We start from the raw sequence: 25,015 nt of genomic DNA on the forward strand, positions 1-25,015 counted from the left end.
CCGGGCAGCGGCTCGCATCTTTAGCCGTCGCAACGGGCTTCACCAAGAGCTCAGAGAGGATCGTCGATCACGCTGACATGGGCGGCGGCGACCTTCCAGCCCTCCGGCGTCCGCATCCAGGTCTGCATCTGCCGGCCGACGCGCCCCGCTGCGCGCCGAAACAGGGTGGAGGCTACTGCCATGTCGCGGCCATAGGTGGTGATGACCGTGCCTTCCAATGTGCGCTCCAGCCCGGCGGGCGCGCGCGCGGCGCGAAAGGCACGGATCGCCTCGATGCCATAGAGGTTCTCGCCGCCGCCATAGCGGATGGTGCGGGCATCGTCCCAGAACAGCGCGTCGAGTTCGGCGACATCATTGCCGACCAGCGCCCGCTCATAGCGCTCGAAGGCGGCGCGGACCTCGGCCACCACTTCGGGAAGATCGATGTCCATGCGCGGCCCCTGATTTGCTGGCGAAGGCCTGAGCACACAGGCGCGCGGTGGCGGCGTCAATCCTCCAGCCGCAGAATCTCGCACATCTCGCCAGCCTCGGCCGCCGGGGCGTGCGGGCGGCGGACGAGCAGAACGTCGGCGCGGGCGAGGTTGTGCAGCATGGAACTGTCCTGCACCTGCAGCGCCCGCACCAGCGGCACCCCCTCGGCATGGCCGACGATTTCCGCCCGCTGGAAATCCATACGCTGCTCGTTCGCCTTCACATCGACCGCGAGGCGGGCGAGCTCCAGTTCGGGACGGGCCGGCACTGCCAGTCCCTGCAGCGCCTTGATGAGCGGCACCAGGAACAGCAGCGCGCAGACATGCGCCGAAACGGGGTTACCGGGAAGCCCGAGAACCTGCGTGTGCGTCGCGGCGGAGCGGCCGAACATCAGCGGCTTGCCGGGACGCAGCGCGATCTTGTGGACCGCGAGCGCGACACCCTGGGCGGTTAGCGCGGGGGCGATCAGGTCATGGTCGCCGACCGAAGCGCCGCCCGTGGTCACCAGCACGTCGAAGCCGCCATCGAGCGCGGCGCGCACGCCCGCCTGCGTCGCCTCCATCGTGTCGGGCAGAATGCCGAGATCCGTCACCTCGGCCCCGGCGGCGAGGGCCAGCGCAGCGACCGAATAGAGATTGGAGACGATGACCTGATGCGGGCTTGCCCCCGCGCCCGGGCGCACCAGCTCGTCGCCGGTGGAGAGCAGGGCGACGCGCGGGCGGCTCACCACGCTTACCGTGTCGACATCGCCGGCCGCGACCAGCGCGAGGTCGCGGGCCCGAAGCCGGTGGCCCGGCGCCAGCAGCGTCTCGCCGGCGGCGAAGTCGCCACCCGCGCGGCGGATATGGCGGCCTTGGGTCGCCGCCTCGGTGAGAGTGATGGCGGTGCCGTCGCGGAGCGTGTCTTCCTGGATGATGATGGCGTCGGCGCCCTCCGGCAGCACGGCGCCGGTGAAGATCCGGACCGTGGTGCCGGGCTCGACGCGGCCGGCAAAGGGACGACCGGCGGCGGATTCGCCAATGAGTTCAAGGGTGGTGGGCACGCTCGATGCGTCCTGCGCCCGGACGGCGTAGCCATCCATGGCGGAAACGTCGGCGCCTGGCGTGGTGCGGCGGGCGATGACCGGTGCGGCCAGCACGCGGCCGGCGGCTTCCGCCAGTGCGACCGGTTCGGCACTGAGCGGGGCGGCGGTGGAGAGCAGGAGGGCCAGCGCCTCCTCGACCGGCATCAGCGCCATGGCTTTCTCCTCAGTCCGCCCGCCAATGCCCTGATCGGCCACCATTTTTTTCGAGCAGCCGCACGTTGCCGATCCGCATGCCGCGATCGACCGCCTTCGCCATGTCGTAAATGGTGAGGCAGGCGACGGTGACGGCTGTCAGGGCTTCCATCTCGACGCCAGTCTGGCCGCTGGTGCGGACAGTGGCGTGGACGATGAGGCCAGTGAGAGCAGGGTCGGGCGTGATGTCGACCGCGACTTTCGACAGCAGCAGCGCATGGCAGAGCGGGATCAGATCATGGGTGCGCTTGGCCGCCATGATGCCGGCGAGCCGGGCGGTGCCGATCACATCGCCCTTCTTGGCGTTGCCTGAGAGGATGAGATCGAGCGTCTCCGGCCGCATCGTCACCTCGCCTGCGGCCACCGCCACGCGATCGGTGATCGCCTTATCGGCCACATCCACCATGTTGGCGGCGCCGGCGGCGTCGAGATGGGTCAGGCGGGGTTCCTCGCTCATCGCTCAGCCGGCCGCGCGGGCGGGGACGGAAGGGGCGAGCAGGGCGCGCGTCGCTGCCGCCACGTCAGGCTGGCGCATCAGGCTCTCGCCGACGAGGATGCAGTTGATGTTGACCGGCGCGAGGCGGGCGATGTCTTCCGGCGTGAAGATGCCGCTCTCGCCGACGATGATGCGGTCCGATGGGATGCGCGGGGCGAGCCGCTCGGAGGTCTCCAGCGTCACCTCGAAAGTGCGCAGATTGCGATTGTTGATGCCGACGAGTTTCGCCGGCAGCTTCAAGGCGCGGTCGAGCTCGGCATCGTCATGCACCTCCACCAGCGCGTCCATGCCGAGGCCGTGGGCGGTCTCGACCAGATCCAGCGCCAGCGCGTCGTCGACGGAGGCCATGATGACGAGAATGCAGTCGGCGCTCCAGGCGCGCGCCTCGAACACCTGATAGGTGTCGTAAAGGAAATCCTTGCGCAGGGCCGGCAGCGAGCAGGCGGACCGGGCGGCGACGAGGAATTCCGGCGCGCCCTGGAAGGAGGGGCGGTCGGTGAGCACGGACAGGCACGCCGCGCCGCCGGCCTCATAGGCCCGCGCTAGCGAAGGCGGGTCGAAATCGGCGCGGATCAGTCCCTTGGAGGGGCTGGCCTTCTTGATCTCGGCGATCAGCGCGGTGGTGCCGGCGGCGATCTTCGTCTCGATCGCTTTGAGGAAGCCGCGCGCCGGCGGCTGCGCCTCGGCGCTCGCACGAACGCCGGCCAAAGGCCGCTCGCGCTTGGCGGTGGCGATCTCCTCGCGCTTATAGGCGCCGATCTTTTCCAGAATGTCGGCCATGCCGCGCTCCTATTCCGCCGCCGCAACCGCGGAGGCCGCGACCAGCCGGTCGAGCGCCGCCGCCGCATGGCCGCCCGTCAGGCTGGCGCGGGCCAGCTCCAGCCCGGCGCCGAGCTCGTCCACCTTGCCAGCCACCACAAGCGCGGCGGCGGCGTTGAGCAAGGCGACATCGGCATAGGCACTCGGCTCGCCATTGAGCACGGCGCGCAGCGCCAGCGCATTGGCGGCGCCGTCGCCGCCCTTCAGCGCTTCCGGCGTGGCGCGGGTGAGGCCAAACGTCTCCGGCGCGATCTCGAAGCTGCGAATGGTGCCGTCCTTCAGTTCGGCGACATGGGTCGGGCCTGTCGTGGTGATCTCGTCGAGACCGTCGGAACCGTGGACCACCCAGGCGCGGTTGGAACCGAGCGTGCGCAGCACCTCGGCGATGGGCTCGACCCAGCCGCGGGCAAACACGCCGACCATCTGCCGGGTGACGCCGGCCGGGTTCGACAACGGGCCGATGAGGTTGAAGATGGTGCGCGTGCCCATCTCCACCCGGGTCGGGCCGACGTGCTTCATCGCCGGGTGGTGGGCGGGGGCGAACATGAAGCCGATGCCGGCCTCGCTGATGCACCGGGAGATCGCGGCGGGCGACAGGTCGATGGTGACGCCCAGCGCCATCAGCACGTCGGCGGCGCCGGACTTGGAGGAGAGCGCGCGGTTGCCGTGCTTGGCCACCGGCACGCCCGCGCCGGCGACGATGAAGGCGGCGCAGGTGGAGATGTTGTAGGAGCCGGAGGCATCGCCCCCGGTGCCGACCACGTCCACCGCGTCGGCCGGCGCCTCCACCCGCAGCATCTTGGCGCGCATGGTGGAAACGGCGCCAGCGATCTCGTCGATCGCCTCGCCGCGCACCCTGAGCGCCATGAGGATGGCGCCGATCTGCGAGGGCGTCGCCTCGCCCGACATCATCACGTCGAAGGCGGCGGCGGCTTCCGCCCGCGTCAGCGTGGTGCCGGTCGCCAGCTTGCCGATGATGGGCTTGAGGTTGTCCATATGGCCCTGCGTCCCCGCCTGTTGTGCCGCGCTCACGCCGCCCGCGTCCGGCCGGGGCCGGCATTCCAGGCGCGCGCGAGATCGAGGAAGTTCTTGAGGATGGTCCGGCCGTGCTCGGAGGCGATGCTTTCCGGGTGGAACTGCACCCCGTGCACGGGCAGATGCTTGTGGGAGAGGCCCATGATCAGCCCATCCTCGGTCTGGGCGGTCACGGTCAGCGCGTCGGGCAGCGTGTCGCGCTTCACCACCAGCGAGTGGTAGCGGGTCGCGCGCAGCGTGCCGTTGATGCCGTGGAACACGCCCTCATTGCTGTGGCTGATGTCCGAGAGCTTGCCGTGGATGGGCTGCGGTGCGCGCACCACATCACCGCCGAACACCTGGCCGATGGCCTGGTGGCCGAGGCACACGCCGAAGACAGGCACGCCCTCCTTTGCCGCGCGCTCGATCAGCGCGCAGGAAATGCCGGCCTCGTTCGGGGTCGCCGGCCCGGGCGAGATGACGATGGCCTCGGGCTTGAGCGCCATGGCCTCGTCGACGGTGAGGGTGTCGTTGCGGCGCACATCCACCTCGGCGCCGAGGCCACCAATATAGTGGACCAGGTTCCAGGTGAAGCTGTCGTAATTGTCGATGAGCAGGATCATCGTGCGTCCATCCGCCGGCCTGATGCGGCTGTGAAAAGGTCTAGGGGGTGTTCCGGCGCGGGGTCAAGCCGCGCCGTCCGGCGATCGTCTCTATCGCCAGCCCCGCCATCGCCGGTGACGCACGCGCGCTGTCATCGCCTCACTGCCCCCGTCCGGCCCGGGCGGCGAAGCGCACGGCTTCCTCGCCGGCGCGGAACAGCGCCTTGGCCTTGTTGACGCATTCCTGCAATTCGCTCTCGGGCACGGAATCATAGACGATGCCGGCACCCGCCTGCACATACATCCGCCCGTCCTTCACCACCGCGGTGCGCAGCACGATGCAGGTATCCATCTCGCCATCGGCGCCGAAATAGCCGATGGCGCCGGCATAGATGCCGCGCTTGTCGCGCTCCAGTTCGTCGATGATCTCCATCGCCCGCACCTTCGGCGCCCCCGAGACGGTGCCGGCCGGGAAACCGGCGGCGAGGGCGTCGAGCGCGTCGCGGCGCGGGTCGAGCGTGCCCTCGACATTGGAGACGATGTGCATGACCTGGCTGTAGCGCTCGACGAAGAAGCTGTCGGTGACATGCACCGAGCCGATGGTGGCGACGCGGCCGACATCGTTGCGCCCGAGGTCCAGCAGCATCAGGTGCTCGGCGCGCTCCTTGGGATCGGCAAGAAGCTCCTCTTCCAGCGCCTTGTCCTCATGCGGGGTGGCGCCGCGCCGGCGGGTGCCGGCGATCGGGCGGATGGTGACGGTGTCGGCGCGCAGGCGCACCAGAATCTCCGGGCTGGAGCAGACCAGCGAGAAGCCGCCGAAGTTGAAATAGACCAGGAACGGCGCCGGGTTGATCCGGCGCAGCGCCCGGTAGAGCGAGAAGGGCGGCAGGTTGAAGGGCGCCTCGAAGCGCTGAGACAGCACCACCTGGAAGATGTCGCCGGCGCGGATGTACTCCTTGGCCCGCTCGACCATGTCGAGATAAGCCGCCGGCTCGGTGTTGGACTGCGGCTCCACCGCCTGGTGGAAGGCATCCTCGGAGGGCAGGTTGGGCAGCGCGCTGTCGAGCGCCGCGACCACCTTCTCCAGCCGCAGGCGCGCCGCCTCATAGGCCGCCGCCGCCGGTACGCCCGCGTCAGGGCGCACCGGGGTGACGACGGTGATCTCGTCACGCACGGCGTCGAACACCACCATGACCGTCGGCCGGATGAAGATGGCGTCGGGCACGCCGAACACGTCCGGCTTGGGCGCCGGCAGGCGCTCCATCTGCCGCACCATGTCGTAGCCGAGATAGCCGAACACGCCCGCCGCCATGGGCGGGGCGCCTTCCGACAGGTGGATGCGCGATTCCTCGACCAGCGCGCGCAGTGCCAGCAGCGGCGGCTGCGCGCAGGGCTCGAAGGCCTCGGCATCGGTGGCGGCGCGGCGGTTGATCTCGGCGCGGTCGCCATGGCAGCGCCAGATCACGTCCGGGTCGATGCCGATCATCGAGTAGCGCCCCCGCGTGGCGCCGCCCTCGACCGATTCGAGCACGAAGCTGTTGGGCCGCTCGCCGGCGATCTTGAGGAAGGCCGAGACCGGGGTTTCGAGGTCGGCGATCAGCGTGGTGGTGACGACCTGGGCTTCGCCGCGCTGATAAAGGGCGGCGAAGGCGTCCGCTTCGGGAGTGAGGCTCATGACCCGCGTTCCGCCTCAGTTCACCGCGTCGGTGCCGACGATCTGGTCGAGCGCGGCGCGGTTGATGCGGGCGCCGAGGCGCGTCTGCAGCTCGACGAGATATTCGGTCATCAGGTCGTTCTGAAGGCTCTGGCGCAGGTCGGAAACCAGCTTCTCGTCGGTGGCGGCGGTGGCGCTCGGTACGTTGGCGCGCAGCACCTGGAACAGCAGACGGCTCTCGCCGGCCTCCGCCATCGAGCTGCCGACGCCGCCCTCGGGGGTCTCGAACACGGCGGCCATGATGTCCTGCGGCACGCCATCGGCGGTGCGGCCGCGGCGCAGGCCGTTGGCGGCGCGCAGTTCGAGCCCGGCCTCGGTCACCGCCTGGTCGAAGGGCGTGCCGGCGGCGATCTTCGCCTTGATCTCCTCGACGCGCGCGTCGAGCGCCTGGGCGGCCTGGTCCTGCTTCCAGCGGTCGAGAACCTGGGCGCGGGCTTCCTCGAAGGAACGGTCGCGCGGCGGGGTGATCTCGTCGACCTGGTACCAGACATAGCCGCCATTCTGCGGCAGCTGGACGGGATCGTTCTCGCTGCCGACCTCGGCGGCGAAGGCGCCGCGCAGAACGTCCGAACGGGCCGGGAAGGAGGCGATCGCCGTTCCGTCCGGCGCCTGGCCCTGGATGCTGGTGTCGAAGCTCAGCAGCTTCACGCCGACCTTGCCAGCGATCTCGGCCAGCTGGGCACCGCCGGCGCGCTCGTCCTCGACCGTGTCATAGGTGGTCAGCATCGCCCGGCGGGCGGCGTTGACCTGCAGCGCGGCGCGAATCGCCGGCGCCACCTCCGCCAGCGGCTGGACGGCGCCCGGGGTGATGGCGCCGATATGCACGATGACGGGGCCGAAGCGGCCGGCGATCACGCCGCTGGTGCCTTCGGCCGGGAGGGAGAAGGCGGCATCGGCGACCTGGCGGTCGATAATGTCGGCGCGGGAAACGTCGCCGAGGTCGACATCCTTGGCGCTCAGCTTGCGCTCGGTGACGATGTCGGCGAAGGGCGTGCCGGCGGCAATGCGCGCGGCGGCGGCATTGGCTTCGTCCTGCGAGGGGAAGACCAGCTGCTGGACGACGCGCTTTTCCGGCGTGCCATAGGTGGAGAGGTTGGCGTTATAGGCGGCCTCGACTTCGGCGTCGGACACGGTTTCGCTCGATGCCAGCGCTTCCGGCGTCAGTACCAGCACGCCGATCTTGCGGAATTCCGGCGCCCGGAAGGCGACCTTGCGCGCGTCGAAGAACGTCTTCAGCTCCTCTTCGGAAGGATCGGCCGGGGCGGCGAGGGCGGCGGGGGACAGCATCGCGTAGTTGACCGAGCGCTCTTCGCCCTCGTAGCGGGCGAGGGCATCCTTGAGCACCTGCGGTACCTCGACGCCGCCGCCGAGCGACTGGATCAGCTGCTGGCGCAAGGCGAGCCCGCGTTCCGCCGCGACGAAACGGGCCTCGGTGAAGCCGTTGGAGCGCAGCAGCTGGTTGAAATAGGCCGGATCGAAGCTGCCGCTCGGGCCGTGAAAGGCCGGGTTGGCCTGCACCCGCTTGGCGATCTCTTCATCGGAGAGCGCGAGGCCGAGCGACTTCGCCTGGTCGTTCAGCGCCGCCTCGGCGAGCTGCTCGTTCAGAAGCTGGTCGGGAATGCCGAAGGCGCGCGCCTGGTCGGGCGTGATGCCGCGCTTGAGCTGCTGGCTGATCTGCTGGAGCCGCTCCTGATAGGCCTGGCGGAATTCCGGCACGGTGATCTCGCTGTCGCCTATGGTCGCCAGCGTCTGGCCGCCAAAGCCGCGAAACACGTCGGCGATGCCCCAGACCGCGAAGCTGAGGATGAGGAGACCCATCAGGATCTTGGCGACAATTCCGGTAGAGCTCTTGCGCAGCGACTCAAGCATTTCATTCTCGTCTGGCGTCGGGCGGGCAACGGCCCGGGGCGCGAAAGGCGCGCATAATAGGGAGGCCTCCCCGCCGCCGCAACGGCACTGATGCCACCTTCCCGCAACGAAAGCCGCTGCGCCGGCACAGACGGTCTGTTATGAGGCGAAGGCGCGGAGCTTTTACAGTGCAGGAGCTTGGAACGGTATGAAGATGCGTCGTCCGCTGGTTGCCGGCAATTGGAAGATGAACGGCCTGAGCGCCTCGCTCGTCGAGTTCGGTCGCATCGTCGACGGGTATGACGCGGCGCTGAAGGCCAAGGCCGATCTCCTGGTGTGCCCGCCGGCGACGCTGCTGGGCGCTTTCGCCGCCGCCCGTGGCGATGTCGGCGTCGGCGGACAAGACTGCCACGCCAAGCCCTTTGGCGCCCACACCGGCGATATCGCCGCCGAGATGCTGGCCGATGCCGGCGCGGGCGCTGTTATCGTCGGCCATTCCGAGCGCCGGCAGGACCATCGCGAGAGCAATGGCGAGGTGCGCGCCAAGGCCGAGGCGGCCCGCCGCGCCGGGCTCATTGCCATCGTCTGCGTCGGCGAGACGCGGGCCGAGCGCGAGGCGGGGCAGGCGCTGGACATCGTGCGCGGCCAGCTGGAGGGATCGATCCCCGACGGCGCGACGGCGGTCGATCTCGTGGTCGCCTATGAGCCGGTCTGGGCGATCGGCACCGGCCTGACGCCGACCATTGACGACATCGCCGAGATGCATTCCGCGCTCCGCTCGGCGCTCAAGGCGCGCTTCGGCGCGGAGGGCGACGGGTTCCGGCTGCTCTATGGCGGCTCGGTCAAGCCGGACAACGCCACCGAGATTCTCACCGTGGCCGATGTGGACGGCGCGCTGGTCGGCGGGGCGAGCCTCAAGGCCGAGTCTTTTCTCGCTATCGCGCGTGCCTATCTCTAGGCGCGGTGCGTCCTTCCGGTGCGCGGCGAGGGGTGTTCGGCCTCCGGCTTAGGCGCGGTGGCTGGAAACCCTGGCCGCAATCGTGTAGGAACGCGCCCAAAGATGGCGGCGCGCCGAGTCCGGGACAGGGCTCGTGCGCCGCTGCATGAGCATTTTGAAGGCGTCAGATGCAAACCGTACTCATCGTCATTCATCTTATGGTCGTGCTGGCCCTGATCGGCGTGGTGCTGATTCAGCGTTCCGAAGGGGGCGGCCTCGGCATTGGTGGCGGCGGCGGGGGAGGCGGCGGTGGCGGCTTCTTCAGCGCGCGCGGCACGGCCAATGTGCTGACCCGCGCCACGGCGATTCTCGCCGGCATGTTCTTCATCACCAGCCTGTCGCTCACCATTCTCGCCGGCTGGGGCCGCGGCCCGACCACCATCTTCAACGCGCCGACGGCGGTGCCGGGCGTGCCGTCGGCTCCCGCGCCGGGCAGCTCGGTGCTCGACCAGCTCAATGCCGCCCAGCCCGCGCCGCCGGCCGCTCCCGCCGTGCCGCAGGCTCCGCAGTCGCAGTGACATCGGCGCCGCGCCGGACCCTCCCGGCGCGGCTTTCGTTTTAGCCAGAGGCGAGTGCCCGTTCGGCAAGGCGGGCTCTCGTCGAATCGCGTTTTTGCCGGTAGAAACCAAATCCCATGGCGCGCTATATCTTCATCACCGGCGGCGTCGTGTCCTCGCTTGGCAAGGGCCTCGCCTCCGCCGCACTCGGTGCATTGCTGCAGGCCCGTGGGTACAAGACCCGGCTGCGCAAGCTCGACCCCTATCTGAACGTCGATCCGGGGACGATGAGCCCGTATCAGCATGGCGAGGTCTTCGTCACCGATGACGGCGCCGAGACCGATCTCGACCTCGGCCATTACGAGCGCTTCACCGGCCGTCCCGCGACCAAGCAGGACAACATCACCACCGGGCGCATCTATCAGGACATTCTCACCAAGGAGCGGCGCGGCGACTATCTCGGCGCCACCATCCAGGTGATCCCGCACGTCACCAACGCCATCAAGGATTTCGTGCTCTCCGGCAATGAGGGCTACGACTTCGTGCTGGTGGAGATCGGCGGCACGGTCGGCGACATCGAGGCGATGCCGTTCCTGGAGGCGATCCGCCAGATCGGCAATGATCTGCCGCGCAAGCACTGCATCTATATCCACCTCACATTGCTGCCGTTCATCCCTTCCGCCGGTGAGCTCAAGACCAAGCCGACCCAGCATTCGGTGAAGGAGCTGCGCTCCATCGGTATCGCGCCTGACATTCTGCTCTGCCGCACCGACCGCGAGATTCCGCGCGAGGAGCGCCGCAAGCTCGGTCTGTTCTGCAATGTGCGCGAGAGCGCCGTGATCGAGGCCCGCGACGCCGACAGCATCTATGCCGTGCCCTCCGCCTATCACGAGGCGGGGCTCGATACGGAAGTGCTGGCCGCCTTCGGCATCGAGCCGGCGCCCGAACCCGATCTGACGCGCTGGAAGCGTGTCGAGACCGGCATCCGCAACCCGGAAGGCTCCGTCACCATTGCCATCGTCGGCAAGTACACGGGCATGAAGGACGCCTACAAGTCGCTGATCGAGGCGCTGACCCATGGCGGGCTCGCCAATAATATGCGGGTCAATCTCGACTGGATCGAAAGCGAGATTTTCGAGCGTGAGGATCCCTCGCCCTTCCTCGAACATGTGCACGGCATTCTCGTGCCGGGTGGCTTCGGCCAGCGCGGTGCCGAGGGCAAGATCCGGGCGGCGCAGTTCGCCCGCGAGCGGCGCGTGCCCTATCTGGGCATCTGCTTCGGCATGCAGATGGCGGTGATCGAGGCGAGCCGCAATCTGGCCGGTGTCGGCAAGGCCAATTCGACCGAGTTCGGCCCCACCGACGAGCCTGTGGTCGGCCTGCTCACCGAATGGCTGCGCGGCAATGAGCTGGAGCGGCGCGGCCTCAGCGGCGATCTCGGCGGCACGATGCGGCTCGGCGCCTACCCGGCCGCGCTGGCCGAGGGCAGCCGGGTGGCCGAGATCTATGGCGGCACCCTGATTTCCGAGCGCCACCGCCACCGCTACGAGGTCAACATGGCCTATCGCGAGCGGCTGGAGGCCTGCGGCATGCTGTTCTCCGGCCTCTCGCCGGACGGGCTGCTGCCGGAAATCATCGAATATCCTGACCACCCTTGGTTCGTCGGCGTGCAGTTCCATCCGGAATTGAAGTCGCGCCCGTTCGAACCGCACCCGCTCTTCGCCTCCTTCATCGGCGCGGCGGCGGTGCAGAGCCGGCTGTTCTGACCGGGTCATTCCCGCCGGAAGCGGGTCGGGGCGAGGTTTGCCCCGACTGCGTTTCTCGCGCCGAATCAAAAGGTTGCGACAGAGTCTGGGCAGAGTGATTCACGGCGGGTCCGCGCGGCGTCGGTCGGTGTGCGCGCGGTCGCGGCAAGGTCAGTTGCGCGGTTTTACCCCCATCCGATAGTCGAGGCTGGATTCACCGGCGGCCGCCGTGCTCTCATGGCGGCGTGGGAACCGGGCCGGCGCATTGCGCGCTGGCCAAGCAGGGGAGAAGGTGCTGGTGGAGCGCGGTCTTGATCACGTCGTCCATGTCGTTCGCGACCTGGAGGCAGCCGGCGAACTCTACGACATGCTGGGCTTCACGGTCGGCACCCGCAACCGCCATCCCTGGGGCACCGACAACCGGATCGTCCAGATGCCCGGTTTCTTCGTCGAACTGCTTGAGATCGCCGAGCCGGACCGTATCCCGCCGGAGGGCGAGACGAGATTCTCCTTCGGCGCCTTCAATCGCGACTTTCTCGCCGATGTCGGGCCCGGCCTGTCCATGCTGGTGCTGGAGGGGCGCGATCCCGCCGGCGACAAGGCCGAGTTCGATGCGGCCGGATTTGGCGGCCTCGACCTGTTCGATTTCGAGCGCGAGGGCAAGCGGCTGGACGGGGTGGACGTCAAGGTCGCGTTTTCGCTGGCCTTCGCCCGTGACCCGGCCTCGCCGCATGCCGGCTTCTTCACCTGCCAGCAGCGCTATCCTGAGAATTTCTGGTCGCCGGACCTGCAGCGCCATATGAACGGTGCCAATGGCGTGGTCGGGGTGGTGTTCACCGCCGCCGACCCGGCCGCCCATACCGGCTTTCTCAGCGCCTTCGCCGGCAGCGAGGCGCGGCGGGCGGTGGATGGCTGGCACATCGTCAAGACCCCGCGCGGGGACATCGACGTGATGAGCGATGCGCTGTTCAGCCAGCGCTTCGGCGTGGCGGCGCCGGCCGGGCCGGGGCTGCGCCTTGCTGCCGTGCGCTTCGCGGTGGGAGACATGGAGCGGCTGCGCCGGCGCGTCTCCTCCTCGCGCATGTCGGCGGAGGATATCGAGGGCGTGGTGGTTGTCGGCCCGAAATCGGCGCTGGGGGCGACGCTGGTGTTTGAGGCCACGCGCTGAAGCTCCGCTAAGGGCAGCAACGAAGCGGGGAAGCCAAGCCAGGAATAAACGCCGAAAACAAAAGCCCCGGAATCACTTCCGGGGCTTTTTTCATGTCGCCTGTGAAGCGGCTGCCGGGCGAGGGCCTCAGCCGATCTTTTCCGGCACCGCCTGGGGCTGCGCGGTACGGCCCGGCAGCAGCGCCAAAGCGCGGCCACGCAGGGCGCGCCATGTCGAGAAGGCGTTCAGCGTCGAGCCTTCCAGCCAGCCGATGCCGGCCGCGGCCAGGAAGGGCAGGCTCTGGATCGCGAGGGCGAGGGCGAACAGGTCGACCTCCACCACCGCGTGCCAGTTGGTCAGCCGCAGCGCCACCGCCGAGAGCATCAGCCCGGCGCCGATGATCGCCTCAGGCAGGGCCGGGAAGGCACGGGCGGCATCGGCCAGCCAGGAGCCCTTGGCAGTGCGGGCGAAGGCGAGGTCCTTGTAGCGGAAGCTGTCATACACCGCCTTGGCGACGGTGAACTGCACCGCCATCGCCGCAAAGGCCGCGCCCAGCATGCGGACCGGCGTGGTCGCCACGCGCAGCCGATAAAGGGCGATGAAGTGCAAGAGATAGATGCCGAAGCAGAACACGATCGGGATGGTGAGGATGCGCTGCGGCACGGCGATGCCGAGGCCGAGCACGAAGGGCACCCAGAGCAGCGACAGGATCGCCACCAGCGCACCCACGCTCTCCGAGCCGAGCCAGCTGACCCAGCCGATGCTGAATTCGCGGCGCTGCGCTGTGGTCAGGCGGGTGCCGGCATTGGGAAGCATGCGGCGCCAGTGCTTCTTGATGATCTGCATGCCGCCATAGGCCCAGCGGTGGCGCTGCTTCTTGAAGGAGGCGAAATCGTCCGGCAGCAGGCCCCAGCCATAGCGGGTGCTGGTGTAATGGCTCTTCCAGCCGCGCTCGACGATGGCGAGGCCGAGATCGGTATCCTCGCAGATCGTGTCGCTCGACCAGTCGCCGGCCTCCACCATGGCGGCGCGGCGCATCAGGCACATCGTGCCGTGCACGACGATGGCGTCGTGCTCGTTGCGCTGGACCATGCCGATGTCGAAGAAGCCGGCATATTCGGTGTTCATCGCCTCGTGCAGCAGGCTGCGATCCGCGTCGCGGTGGTCCTGCGGCGCCTGGACGATACCCACCGTCGGGTCCTCGAAGGTGGGGACGAGGTCCATCAGCCAGTTGGAATCGACGACATAGTCGGCGTCGATGATGCCGATGATCTCGGCATCCGGCGCGGTCTGAAGCATGGCGGCGCGCAGGGCGCCGGCCTTGAAGCCCGCCACCTTTGGCAGGTTGATGAACTTGAAGCGGTCGCCGAGCGCGCGGCAATGGGCCTCGATCGGCTCCCAGAAGGCCGGGTCCGGCGTGTTGTTGATGATGACCAGGCACTCGAAGTTCGGCCAGTTGAGCCGGGCGACGCTGTCGAGCGTCTGCTTCAGCATCTCCGGCGGTTCCTTGTAGGCCGGGATGTGGATCGAGACCTTGGGCGTGCGGGAGGGAGTGGTCACATTGTCGCGGCGCAGCAGCCGGCGCGGGGTGCGGCCGAAGGCGATGGTGGCCAGTTCCTCGACGCGGTACAGCATCACCACGACGAGCGGCACCAGCAGCACGAGGCAGATCACCATGGTGACCATGTTGCCGCCGACGACGTAATGGGTCAGCCAGTGGTCGGTGACGGTGGCGATCCAGGCGCCGACGAGGTTGGCCGCGCCGACCATCACCAGCGCCTGCGTCAGGGTCAGGCGGGCGAAGCGGAACACCGGCAACGAGAAGGCGATGCCGAGCAGCAGGGCGATGGCGGCGGTCGCGGTATAGGTCGACGGGGTGATCGGGCCGGAAAGCGGGAACTTCGCCACGCGGTCGGCGTCGAGAATGCCCCAGTACTGGCCGACGCTACCCTCAAAGCTCTTCCACGGCGCGTCGAACGCCTCGATGAGGTTGTATTCGATGCCGAGCGCGTCGGCGCGGGCGGCGAAGGTGCGGATGATCTGCGCCTGGGTGAGCTCGCCGGGAACGGCGCTGTCGCGGTTATAGCCCTGGCTCGGCCAGCCGAATTCGGCGATGACGATGCGCTTGCCGGGATAGGTGGCGCGCAGCCGGTCATAGATGGCGATGGTGTGGTCGACCACCTGCTCGGGCGAGACGCCTTCCCAGTAGGGCAGCATATGGGCGGCGATATAGTCGACGGCAGAGACCAGCTCGGGATGGTCGAGCCAGACGTCCCAGGTCTCGCCGGTCGTTACCGGCACGTTGGTCTCGCGCTTCACCCGGCGAATGGTTTCGATCAGCTGCTCGGGCGTGCGCTCAGCGCGCAGGATCGACTCATTGCCGACCACGATGCCGACGACGTTGGAATTCTTGCGCGCCACGTCGATGGCGTTGGTGATTTCGCGCTCGTTACGCGCCTCGTCCTCGTCCAGCCAGGCGCCGACCGTGGTCTTCAGCCCCTTTTCGCCGGCGAGCCGGGCAACAAGGTCGAGATTGCCGGTCGAGGCATAGGTGCGGACGGCGCGCGTATAGGGCGCCACCGCCTCCACATCGGCACGGATCTGCGCCTCAGTGGTCGGCTCGCCCTTGTCAGGATTGGCGTCCCGGCCATAGGGCGCGAAGGACATGCTCTGGAATCGGTCGGGTGCGGCAGGAGCGGAAACCTCCTGACGCAAAGCCAACCAGGCAAAGACATGGACGCACGTCACAACCGCAACAGCTGCGGCGGCGACACGAATGGCGGGGCGCATGAGACAAACCCACGATAAGGGGAGGCTGACGGATGGATTATAATACAGTTTCAACGCACGTGCAGCACGATCTTTGCCGCACCGCGCCACAGCGCGCCACGTCCGTCGATAATGCCGCTATGCCGCAGAAAATGCGTCAGAACGAGAATGGTTCCGCACTATGGCGGCCCCATGACGCGCCGATGACGCGGGAGGGGCCGGGGTGCGGATTCATTGCGCGGGGGCGGCGGCCGGGGCGGGCGTCGCGGCGGCCGGCGAGGCGTCCGGGTTGACCCAGCAGGCGTGCACGCGCTCGGACAGCCGCTCCTGCGCCTTGCTGTCGATATTGCCCTGCCGGACCAGGCAGCGGAAGGCGATCTTCAGGTGCTCGGTCGGGCAGCCGAAGCGCTCATAGAGTTCGAGGTGACGGCGCGCGGTGTCGATATCGTCGCGCCAGAGCAGCATGGCGATGCGCCGACCGCTCCATACGCATTCCGGCAGGCCGGCATTGCCCGGCAGCTTGGCCGCCTCGGCATATTCCTCGACCGAACGGCGCAGCGCCTCTTCCTTGGCCTGTTCCTCCGGACTCTTCTGCTCGGCGGGCTTCTGTTCCTGCGTGGCGCTCTGGGCCCACGCGCCGCCAGGGGCGACGGTCATCATAATCATGCCGCCGAACAGGGCGGCGGCGAGGGGACGTACGGAGCACAACATGGGGGAAACGTCACACGCAAAAGAGGAAACACCGGGCCGGCCAGGACAGTAGGAGAAGCAATCGAATTTGTCAGCATGACGGCACGCCTCCGGGCGGCCTGTCGGCGCAAAATTCCGCCGCTTTGCACACGCCTCTTGCCGTGGCGGCAAAGCCCCGCTACCCGGCAGGGTGAAACGTTCGGACGGCCCCTCGCGACCGAGCCCCGGCAACCGACCCCTGGCGACCGACCCCTGGCGGAGATTCCTCGCATGCGACTGCCCCTCGCCCTCGCCGCCCTCGTCTGCGCGGCGATCGTCGCTGTCTGGGCCTGGCTCGGGCAGCCGGTGCCGGCGCCGTTCGCGCCGATGGCGGCCGGCGAGAAGCTGCCCTGCGTCTCCTATGCGCCGTTCCGGCCCGGCCAGAGCCCGTTCAGCGAGGATGTGGCGTTCTCGCCGGCGCAGATTGACGACGATCTCGCCCGGCTGGCCAAGATCACCCATTGCGTGCGGACCTATTCCTCGATCCAGGCCGGGCTTGCGGCCGTGCCGGAACTCGCCCGCAAGCATGGGCTCACCGTGCTTCAGGGCATCTGGATCGCCGCCGACCCGGTGCGCAACCGGGCGGAGATCGAGGGCGGCATCAAGGCGGCGCAGGAAAACCCCGACGTCGTCACGGCGGTGATCGTCGGCAATGAGGTGCTGCTGCGCGGCGAGCAGTCCGCCAACGACATTGCCGGCTTTCTGAAGGAGGTGAAGGCGAAGGTCCCGCCCAGCGTCGACGTCACCTATGCTGATGTGTGGGAGTTCTGGGAGCGCAACCGCTCGCTGGCGGATTCAGTGGATTTCGTCACCGTCCACATCCTGCCCTTCTGGGAGGACATGCCGGTGCCGGCCGAGGATTCGGTCGCTCATCTCGGCGAGATCCGCGAGCATGTCGGCGAGATCTTCGCCGGCAAGGAGATCCTTATCGGCGAAACCGGCTGGCCGAGCGAGGGGCGCATGCGCGAGGGCGCGCTGCCCTCACCCTCCAACCAGGCCAATGTGATCCAGGAACTGCTGGCCCTCGCCAAGGCCAAGAACTACCGGCTGAACGTCATCGAGGCCTTCGACCAGCCATGGAAGCGGGTGCTGGAGGGTACGGTAGGCGGGCATTGGGGTTTTCTTGACGCCTATACGCGCGAGTTCAAGTTCACCTGGGGCGCCCCGGTGTCGGATCATCCCTACTGGATGGCGCAGGCGGCGGTCGGCGTGCTCTTCGCCGGCGCCGTCTTTGCGATGGCGGGCTGGGCCGCAAGGCGCGCCGGCGGCCGCCTACTCGGCATGCGGGAATGGTCGGCGGTGGGCGGTATCGCCTTTTTCGCCGGGCTGATGATCGGCCGGCTGCTGGCGTCGGTGCCGGTGGAGAGCCTCGGCGTCGGCGGCTGGATACGCGGCGGCGCGCTGGTCGGGCTGGCGGTGCTGGTGCCGCTTGCCTGTGCGGTCGCGATCGGGCGGCGCACAAGGCTGGTGACGCTGACCTTGGCGCTCAACAGCGAGGCGACGCCGGGGGCGCCGTTCTTCGACCGATGCCTCGCTTTGCTGCTCGCCGCATCAATCGTGCTGGCGGCGCAGATCGGCTTCGGGCTGGTGTTCGATCCGCGCTACAAGGACTTCCAGTTCGCCGGGCTGACGCCGATCATCGCCGCCTTCGCCTTTTATGCGGTGGTGGCCAGCCCGGGGCGCTTCACCGAGGGGCGGCAGGCGGAGGTCATCGCCGCCGGCCTGTTCCTCGCGGCCGGGGTTTATGTGGCGCTGAACGAGACTTTGGCGAACTGGCAGGCGCTGTGGTCCGGCAGCCTGTTCGTGGTGCTGGCCTTCACCCTCTGGCGCCTCGCCACGGCCGGGCGAAGGATATGAGCAGCAGCCCGCCGGCCACGCCGGCAAGGCTGTTATTGTAGATTACCAGCCCCATGCAGGTGGCCATCAGCGCCAGGGTGAACATGACAAGCGAGGGCCGCACCAGCTGGAGGAGCGCGGCGACAAGTGCGACAATGCCGAACGCCGACTGGCTGAACAGCGCAATCACCAGCGCCCGCGTCTCGCAGGTCATGGTTTCCAGCGTCCGGCAGGCGAGGCCGACCGAGGACTGTTCCAGCAGCGCGTAGCGCACATAGATCGCCCAGCCGAGGGCGAAGGCGCCGAGCGCGATGATGACATTGGCGGCGCGGGCGCCGGGCAGGAAGCTGTGATGGGCCAAGGTGAAGGTCCTTCTCCGACGGTCCTTCATATCGACCGTCTTGCTCGGATAGGGCTGCATCGCACGCCGCGACGGGGCGATCAATCCGCCGGACGCGGGGAGGGGTCCCGCCGGCGGGTGGCGAGGATGACGCCGCCGAGGATCAGCACGAAGCCGACGCCATGATAGAGGTGCAGTTCCTCGCCCAGCAGCAGCACCGCCAGCAGCACGCCATAGACCGGCATGAGATAGAGGAAATTCGCCGTCACCGGAGCCCCGGCGGATTTGATCGCGAACTGGAACAGGCCGAAGGCCAGTACCGAGGGAACGACCGCCAGGAAGGCGATGGCCCCCCACGCTTCCAGCGTCGCTGGAGTGCTCGCGCCGGTCGTCGCCTCCCACAGCGCCATCGGGGCCAGCAGCAGCGTGCCGGCAATGGCATTGGCGGCAAACGCCGTCTGGCCGCCGAGCTGGGTCAGCGGCCCCTGCCGCAGCATCAGCGAATAGGCGGCCCAGGCGATCGCCGCGACTAATATGCCGAGATCGCCGCTGTTGAATTGGAGCCCGAGCAGCCGGCCCGGCTCGCCATGCACGGTGATCAGCGCGATGCCGGCAAAGCCCGCCAGCGACCCGAGGAGCTGGATCTTCGGCAGCCGTCGGCGTTTCAGCAGCGCGTCGAGCACCACAATCATCAGGGTGGAGGTGGTGTAGATCAGCGTCGCATTGGTGGCGGTGGTATGCCCCAGGGCGACATAGACATTGCCGCCGCACAGCACCATGCCGAGAAAGCCGAGCAGCAGGATGTGCGCCCATTCCCGGCGCAGCAGGTCGCGATGGCGCATCAGCGCGCCGGCGGTGAGCGGCAGCAGCACCGCCGCCGCCAGCAGCCAGCGCCAGAAGGCGAGCGACCAGGGCGGCACCAGGTCGACCACCGCCCGGCCGACGATCAGATTGGTCGAAAAGAACAGCGGCATCGCCAGCAGCGCCGCCAGCGCCCAGGGGTCGTGCAGGAGGCCGGGCGGGCCGGGCGGTGAATCGCGGCGGGCGTGGTTGCTGGCGTCTTGGCTGGCGTCTTGGCTGGCGTTTTGGCTGTGCTCCATGGCGCGGGGTGATACACGCTTCCCGGCCCGGCGTCGCCCAGCCGCTTGCGGGCGCCGGCCGCCCGGCCGCTCTTTTCGCCCCGCCCGCGGCAGGCTAGAACGCGCCTTCCCGGGGCGGGCCCCGGTCCGGTCCCTGCGTCCAGCTTCTGGAGTCCGCCGATGCGCCAGCTTCTCGTCATCGTCCTTGCCGCCGGAGAGGGGACGCGCATGCGCTCCGCCCTGCCGAAGGTGCTGCACGCGGTGGCCGGCCGGCCGATGGTCTCGCATGTGCTCGACGCGGCGCTCGCCGCCGGCGCGGCGCATGTCGCGGTCGTGATCGGCCCCGACCACGACAAGGTGGCCGCCGAGGTGCGCAAGGTGGCGCCGCAGGCCGAGGTGTTCGTGCAGGCCGAGCGGCGCGGCACCGCCCATGCGGTGCTGGCGGCGCGCGCGGCGCTGGAACGCGGCTTTGACGATGTCGTGGTGATGTATGGCGACACGCCGCTGGTGCGGCCGGAAACCCTCGCCGCGCTGCGGGCGCCGCTTGCCGAGGGCGCGGGCGTCGCCGTGCTCGGCTTCCGCCCGGAGGACCCCACCGGCTATGGCCGCCTTGTGACCGAGGGCGGCGAACTCCTCGCCATTCGCGAAGAGAAGGAGGCGAGCGTCGAGGAGCGCGCGATTCGCCTGTGCAATGCCGGGTTGATGGCGCTCGACGGGCGGGCGGCGCTCGATTTGCTGAACCGTGTCGACGACGCCAATGCCAAGAAGGAATTCTACCTCACCGACGTGGTGGCGATCGCCCGCGCGCTCGGCCGCACGGCGGGCGTGTGCGAGGTGGCGGTGGAGGATGTGGCCGGCGTCAACAGCCGCGCCCAGCTCGCCGAGGCCGAGGCCATTCTCCAGCGCCGCCTGCGCGCACAGGCGCTGGAAGCCGGGGTAACACTGGTGGCGCCAGAGACGGTGTTTCTCTCGGCGGATACGAGCTTCGGCCGCGATGTCATTGTGGAGCCGAATGTTTTCTTCGGGGCCGGGGTGCGGGTCGAGGACGGCGCCACCATCCGCGCCTTTAGCCATGTCGAGGGCGCCCATGTTGGGCCAGGGGCCATTGTCGGCCCCTTCGCTCGCCTGCGTCCGGGCGCCGAACTCGGGCAGGGGGTGCATGTCGGCAATTTCGTGGAGATCAAGGCCTCCGATCTCGCGCCGGGGGTGAAGGTGAACCACCTCTCCTATGTCGGCGATTCCAGCGTCGGGGCGAACACCAATATCGGCGCCGGCACCATCACCTGCAATTATGACGGCTTCCGCAAGCACCGCACCATCATCGGCGCCAATGCCTTTGTCGGCACGAACAGCCTGCTGGTGGCCCCGGTCAGCGTCGGCGATGGCGCCTATCTCGCTACCGGCTCGGTCATTACCGACGACGTGCCGGCGGACGCGCTCGCGATCGGCCGGGCGCGGCAGGTCAACAAGCCGGGGCTGGCCGCGCGGCTGCGGGCCCGGCTCTCGGCCGGGCTGGCGCCCAAGGCGTGATACCGCAATGCGATACGAAGCGACATCCGAATTGATTTCGACACTTCGGTGACGGGCGGTTAAACCCGGCGGCATAGCCTTGCAGATCGTCGCTTCTCGAAAGGGCCCGGCTCATGTGTGGAATCATCGGCATCGTCGGCACGGCACCTGTGGCCGAGCGGCTGGTCGACGCGCTGCGGCGGCTGGAATATCGCGGCTATGATTCCGCGGGCATCGCCGCGCTGGAGGGCGGGCACATTTCCCGCCGCCGCGCCGAGGGCAAGCTGCGCAATCTGGAAGAGGTGCTGGGCCAGTCGCCGCTGGCGGGCACGATCGGCATCGGCCATACGCGCTGGGCCACCCATGGCCGGCCGAGCGTCGCCAATGCCCACCCCCATGCAACGACCGAAGTCGCGGTGGTGCATAACGGCATCATCGAGAATTTCCGCCAGCTGCGCGACGAGTTGCTCGCGTCAGGCGCCAATTTCGAGAGCGAGACCGATACGGAAGTCGTCGCCCACCTCGTGACCCGCGAGCTGCGCGCCGGCCTCAGCCCGACCGACGCGGTGGCTGCCGCGCTGCCCCGCCTTGAGGGCGCGTTCGCGCTGGCCTTCCTGTTCGACGGCGACGAGGATTTGCTGATCGGCGCCCGCAAGGGCAGCCCGCTCGCCATCGGCTACGGCAAGGGCGAGATGTATCTCGGCTCCGACGCCATCGCGCTGGCGCCGTTTACCGACACCATCGCCTATCTCGACGATGGCGATTGGGCGGTGCTGCGCGCCAGTGGGATCGAAATCCGCGATTCCTACAATCATCGCGTCGAGCGCGCGGTGCAGAAGACCACTGCCACCGCGTTTCTGGTCGAGAAGGGCAATTTCCGTCACTTCATGGCCAAGGAGATGCACGAGCAGCCGGAAGTGGTGGCGCACACGCTGGCGCATTATCTCGACATGGCCAACGAGACGGTGCAGCTGCCCGACCTGCCTTTCGACTTCGCCAGTCTGGAGCGTGTCTCCATCGCCGCCTGCGGCACCGCCTATTATGCCGGGCTGATCGCCAAATACTGGTTCGAGCGCTATGCGCGCTTGTCGGTCGAAATCGACGTGGCGTCCGAGTTCCGCTACCGCGAGGCGCCGCTGCCGGCCAACGGCCTCGCCATCGTCATCTCGCAATCGGGCGAGACCGCCGACACCCTCGCCTCGCTGCGCTATGCCGGGCAGGAGAAGCAGCACCTGCTGGCGGTGGTGAACGTGCCGACCTCGACCATCGCCCGCGAGGCGCATGCGGTGCTGCCGACGCTGGCGGGGCCGGAAATCGGCGTCGCCTCGACCAAGGCCTTCACCTGCCAGCTGGCGACGCTCGCCGCACTGGCCGTGGCGGCGGGCCGCGCGCGCGGCGTGATCTCCGCTGAGGAAGAACGCAGGCTTGTCCACGCGCTGGTGGAAGTTCCGCGCCTGATGAACCGCGCGCTCGATCTTGGTCCCGAGATCGAGCACCTCGCCCGCGCCCTCGCCAAGACCAAGGATGTGCTCTATCTCGGCCGCGGCACCTCCTTCCCCCTGGCGATGGAAGGTGCGCTGAAGCTAAAGGAAATCTCCTACATCCACGCCGAGGGCTATGCTGCCGGCGAGCTGAAGCATGGGCCGATCGCGCTGATCGACGAGAACATGCCGGTCGTGGTGATCGCCCCGCACGACGCCGTGTTCGAGAAGACCATGTCGAACATGCAGGAAGTGGCCGCGCGCGGCGGGCGGATCATTCTCATCACCGACGAGACCGGCGCCAAGCACACGGCGCTGGAGACCGAGGCGACGCTGGTGCTGCCGGACATGAATCCGTTCATCACGCCCCTGGTCTACGCCATTCCGATCCAGCTGCTCGCCTATCACACGGCGGTGGTGATGGGCACCGATGTCGACCAGCCGCGCAACCTCGCCAAGTCGGTGACAGTGGAATAGTCGGTGACAGTGGAATAGTCGGTGACAGTGGAATAGTCGGTGACAGTGGAATAGTCGGTGACAGTGGAATAGCGGTGGCGATGGAGGAGGGGCGCGTTCAGCCGCGCCGTCAAACTGAGGTGTGCGCGCAGCGCGCCTGAAAGGATCGCCGTTGTCGGCAACGTCGTGATGCCTCATCTCCGGTCAGGTCTTAACCGATCCTGACACGCGCTCATCTGCGAGATTTGAGATCATCCGGCCAGGTGCAGCGGAAAGCCACCCTGGCGTTGACGAGGCCGCAGTGCTCCATGATGCTGCGCACGGCAAAATTTCCGTCTGGGTCGTGCTCAACGAGTTCACCCCGACCTCGGCGAATGAGCTCAAGGCATGACTCGGCCACGCACTTGGATGCCTGCTGCCGCCGATTGAGCTGACCTCGGTTGCAGCATTGCCGCGTACCGAGACCGGTGCGGTGGATCTTGCGGCGCTTGTTGAAAGTGCGGAGGCCCGCGAACCACGCCCCTTCGTCGCGCCGCACTCCGATCTCGAGGGGGCTGTCGCAGAACTGTGAGCGTCCGGTTGGACGCGATGAGCCCTTCAGGGATCTGGGCGACCATTCGCTACTGGCCATACGGATGCTCGCCGATCTGGAGCAGGGGCTCGCCGATCTGGTGACGCTGGGCTATGAGGGGGCACACAACCGGGTCGCGGTGCGACAGGCTGAGGGTCACCATGGTGTCGCTCAGGATGGCGGGTCACCGATCAATGCAGACACTCTCACTCCTGGATGGACCCGGCGGATCACCCGATTCCGCGGTCTCGGCCAGACCCATGTGACCCGGATGCTCGGTGCGAGGGGCCTCCGAGATTGCCTCGGGGCGGTTGGGATACTGAGCGGTCGCGAGAACGCTGGATTTGTGCATCCATGCGACGGTGCGTATGCACGCCGATGCTGCGCAGGCAGTTGACGCGATAGTGCAGGGGGCCCTAAAGCAAGCGGCTATCCGCGAAGGTTAGCAAACCTGTGAGCAGACACGGCCTCGCGCCGGTTTCGCTGGCGGCAAACCAAGCGCCTAAAAGGCTTGGAAGGGTGGCCGAGTGGTTTAAGGCAGCGGTCTTGAAAACCGCCGTGGGTGCAAGCCCACCGTGGGTTCGAATCCCACCCCTTCCGCCAGCCCCACCGATTGCACGCTACAGCCCGATTTTGCTGCCAATCGCCGCATGCACCGAGCGGCATCGCGAACCGCCGATTCTACGCCATAACCCGAAATTCGCAGCATATTACGCGTCGCGCGAGCGTGGCGCGAGCGTGGCGAAAGGCGGTCGCGCGGCTATTCGATACCGGAATGGCCAAGCAACGTCCCCTCGACATGCGTGCGGGTTTGGCCGCCGATCCAGACCTGGCCCGCGTCATCCCGGCCCACATGAACACGCCCCTTGCGGCCTAGACAGGTGCCCTGCGCGGCTATGTAGTCGGTATCCGACACGCGGGTCGCGAACAGCCATTGCGCCAGCGAGGCGTTGAGGCTGCCGGTAACCGGATCTTCCACTATCGTTCCAAGATGGTCGGTGAAGAAGGCGCGAACCTCGAAGGCGGCATCGCCGCCCGGAGCATGGGGACCAATCACGCCGATGTCGATCCGCCGCGGCCAGCTTCGTGCTGGCTTGAGCGACAGAAGCTTTTCGGCGGATGCCAGTCGGATGCCGAGCCATCCCGGACCGTTGTCGACCCAGGCGGCATCGACGATCTCATGGCCATCGATCCCGAGGAACTGCTGCGCTTCCATCCGCTCCTCGGGCGACGGCGCGCCGGAGCGGGAGAGAGGCGGCGCGGCGAAGGAGAGCCGGTCCTGATCGCGCCGGATTCTGACCAGACCCGCTCCGCATTCCTGAACAATGTCTGGTCCGCTTTTCGGTACGCCGCCGCTCTTCAGCCAGACGTGGCAGGTACCGAGTGTCGGATGACCGGCGAACGGCATCTCCCGATCCAGCGTGAATATCCTGACGCGATAGTCGGCGACCGGGTCTGTCGGCGGCAGCAGGAAGCTGGTCTCCGACAGGTTGAACCAGCGCGTGAGGCGCTGCATCTCCTCCGCTGCGAAAGTTTCCGCACCGACGATGACAGCAAGAGGATTACCGGAGATCACGTCCGAGCCGAAGACGTCGACCATGTGAACCGAAAGGCTCATG

At 68.1% G+C, this 25,015-nt stretch carries 21 protein-coding genes and 1 tRNA gene; 8 read left to right on the forward strand and 14 right to left on the reverse strand.

Features of this window, described 5'->3' with window-relative positions:
• Positions 1-50: 50 nt before the first annotated feature.
• The 8 genes from hpxZ to J2S76_RS00915 form a co-directional block, all read right to left on the reverse strand.
• Positions 51-431: an oxalurate catabolism protein HpxZ gene (gene hpxZ / locus J2S76_RS00880; protein ID WP_307056643.1), complete on the reverse strand. Its 381-nt coding sequence runs from the start codon at positions 429-431 to the stop codon at positions 51-53.
• Positions 432-487: 56 nt separating this feature from the next.
• On the reverse strand, positions 488-1,708 hold the full coding sequence (locus J2S76_RS00885) for a molybdopterin molybdotransferase MoeA (RefSeq protein WP_307056645.1): 1,221 nt from the start codon (positions 1,706-1,708) through the stop codon (positions 488-490).
• A 10-nt stretch (positions 1,709-1,718) separates the two neighbouring features.
• Entirely contained in the window at positions 1,719-2,204 is a 486-nt protein-coding gene (gene moaC / locus J2S76_RS00890; RefSeq protein WP_307056648.1) for a cyclic pyranopterin monophosphate synthase MoaC, read from the reverse strand.
• 3 nt (positions 2,205-2,207) lie between these two features.
• Positions 2,208-3,023, reverse strand: coding sequence for an indole-3-glycerol phosphate synthase TrpC (gene trpC / locus J2S76_RS00895; RefSeq protein WP_307056650.1), 816 nt, complete (start codon positions 3,021-3,023; stop codon positions 2,208-2,210).
• Positions 3,024-3,032: 9 nt separating this feature from the next.
• Complete coding sequence (gene trpD / locus J2S76_RS00900; protein WP_307057695.1) at positions 3,033-4,058, reverse strand: anthranilate phosphoribosyltransferase; 1,026 nt, start codon at positions 4,056-4,058, stop codon at positions 3,033-3,035.
• A gap of 32 nt (positions 4,059-4,090) precedes the next feature.
• Positions 4,091-4,699 (reverse strand): anthranilate synthase component II, encoded by a 609-nt coding sequence (locus J2S76_RS00905; protein WP_018391174.1) that lies wholly within the window; start codon positions 4,697-4,699, stop codon positions 4,091-4,093.
• A 139-nt stretch (positions 4,700-4,838) separates the two neighbouring features.
• Entirely contained in the window at positions 4,839-6,353 is a 1,515-nt protein-coding gene (trpE, locus tag J2S76_RS00910; RefSeq protein WP_307056655.1) for an anthranilate synthase component I, read from the reverse strand.
• A 15-nt stretch (positions 6,354-6,368) separates the two neighbouring features.
• On the reverse strand, positions 6,369-8,261 hold the full coding sequence (locus J2S76_RS00915; protein ID WP_307056657.1) for a peptidylprolyl isomerase: 1,893 nt from the start codon (positions 8,259-8,261) through the stop codon (positions 6,369-6,371).
• 187 nt (positions 8,262-8,448) lie between these two features.
• On the opposite strand from J2S76_RS00915, the gene tpiA reads away from it, so the two are divergent.
• The 4 genes from tpiA to J2S76_RS00935 all read left to right on the forward strand — a co-directional run bounded on the left by tpiA (position 8,449) and on the right by J2S76_RS00935 (position 12,647).
• A complete protein-coding gene (gene tpiA / locus J2S76_RS00920) occupies positions 8,449-9,198 on the forward strand; it encodes a triose-phosphate isomerase (RefSeq protein ID WP_307056659.1) in 750 nt (249 codons plus the stop codon).
• Positions 9,199-9,365: 167 nt separating this feature from the next.
• Positions 9,366-9,755, forward strand: a complete 390-nt coding sequence (gene secG / locus J2S76_RS00925; protein WP_307056661.1) for a preprotein translocase subunit SecG — start codon at positions 9,366-9,368, stop codon at positions 9,753-9,755.
• Positions 9,756-9,871: 116 nt separating this feature from the next.
• Positions 9,872-11,500, forward strand: coding sequence for a CTP synthase (pyrG, locus tag J2S76_RS00930; RefSeq protein ID WP_307056663.1), 1,629 nt, complete (start codon positions 9,872-9,874; stop codon positions 11,498-11,500).
• 271 nt (positions 11,501-11,771) lie between these two features.
• The gene (locus tag J2S76_RS00935; protein WP_307057697.1) at positions 11,772-12,647 is read left to right on the forward strand and encodes a VOC family protein; all 876 of its coding nucleotides are present in this window, start codon (positions 11,772-11,774) and stop codon (positions 12,645-12,647) included.
• A gap of 126 nt (positions 12,648-12,773) precedes the next feature.
• Here the strand turns inward: J2S76_RS00935 and J2S76_RS00940 are convergent, their stop codons facing one another.
• Both J2S76_RS00940 and J2S76_RS00945 read right to left on the reverse strand, forming a co-directional pair.
• Positions 12,774-15,293, reverse strand: coding sequence for a glycosyltransferase (locus J2S76_RS00940; protein WP_307056665.1), 2,520 nt, complete (start codon positions 15,291-15,293; stop codon positions 12,774-12,776).
• Between the two features lie 333 nt (positions 15,294-15,626).
• Positions 15,627-16,106 carry a hypothetical protein gene (locus J2S76_RS00945; RefSeq protein ID WP_307056667.1) on the reverse strand — a complete coding sequence of 160 codons (480 nt, stop codon included), beginning with the start codon at positions 16,104-16,106 and terminating at the stop codon, positions 15,627-15,629.
• A gap of 249 nt (positions 16,107-16,355) precedes the next feature.
• Between J2S76_RS00945 and J2S76_RS00950 the strand changes: the two genes are divergently transcribed.
• Entirely contained in the window at positions 16,356-17,981 is a 1,626-nt protein-coding gene (locus J2S76_RS00950; RefSeq protein WP_307056669.1) for a glycoside hydrolase family 17 protein, read from the forward strand.
• Here the strand turns inward: J2S76_RS00950 and J2S76_RS00955 are convergent.
• Both J2S76_RS00955 and J2S76_RS00960 read right to left on the reverse strand, forming a co-directional pair.
• Positions 17,941-18,321, reverse strand: a complete 381-nt coding sequence (locus J2S76_RS00955) for a hypothetical protein (RefSeq protein WP_307056671.1) — start codon at positions 18,319-18,321, stop codon at positions 17,941-17,943. The two genes, J2S76_RS00950 and J2S76_RS00955, sit on opposite strands and share 41 nt — an antisense overlap.
• Positions 18,322-18,401: 80 nt before the next feature.
• Complete coding sequence (locus J2S76_RS00960; protein WP_307056673.1) at positions 18,402-19,400, reverse strand: DMT family transporter; 999 nt, start codon at positions 19,398-19,400, stop codon at positions 18,402-18,404.
• A gap of 159 nt (positions 19,401-19,559) precedes the next feature.
• On the opposite strand from J2S76_RS00960, the gene glmU reads away from it, so the two are divergent.
• Both glmU and glmS read left to right on the forward strand, forming a co-directional pair.
• Complete coding sequence (gene glmU / locus J2S76_RS00965) at positions 19,560-20,909, forward strand: bifunctional UDP-N-acetylglucosamine diphosphorylase/glucosamine-1-phosphate N-acetyltransferase GlmU (protein ID WP_307056675.1); 1,350 nt, start codon at positions 19,560-19,562, stop codon at positions 20,907-20,909.
• 113 nt (positions 20,910-21,022) lie between these two features.
• A complete protein-coding gene (gene glmS / locus J2S76_RS00970; RefSeq protein ID WP_307056677.1) occupies positions 21,023-22,846 on the forward strand; it encodes a glutamine--fructose-6-phosphate transaminase (isomerizing) in 1,824 nt (607 codons plus the stop codon).
• Here glmS and J2S76_RS00975 read toward each other — a convergent pair.
• Positions 22,774-23,007 (reverse strand): hypothetical protein, encoded by a 234-nt coding sequence (locus tag J2S76_RS00975; protein ID WP_307056679.1) that lies wholly within the window; start codon positions 23,005-23,007, stop codon positions 22,774-22,776. The genes glmS and J2S76_RS00975 overlap by 73 nt on opposite strands.
• 902 nt (positions 23,008-23,909) lie before the next feature.
• On the opposite strand from J2S76_RS00975, the gene J2S76_RS00980 reads away from it, so the two are divergent.
• Positions 23,910-23,999: transfer RNA gene (locus J2S76_RS00980), tRNA-Ser, on the forward strand.
• 157 nt (positions 24,000-24,156) lie between these two features.
• Here J2S76_RS00980 and J2S76_RS00985 read toward each other — a convergent pair.
• Positions 24,157-25,014 (reverse strand): PhzF family phenazine biosynthesis protein, encoded by an 858-nt coding sequence (locus J2S76_RS00985; protein WP_307056680.1) that lies wholly within the window; start codon positions 25,012-25,014, stop codon positions 24,157-24,159.
• Between the last annotated feature and the right edge of the window lies 1 nt (position 25,015).

Source organism: Ancylobacter vacuolatus (assembly GCF_030813595.1).
Lineage (GTDB): Bacteria > Pseudomonadota > Alphaproteobacteria > Rhizobiales > Xanthobacteraceae > Ancylobacter > Ancylobacter vacuolatus.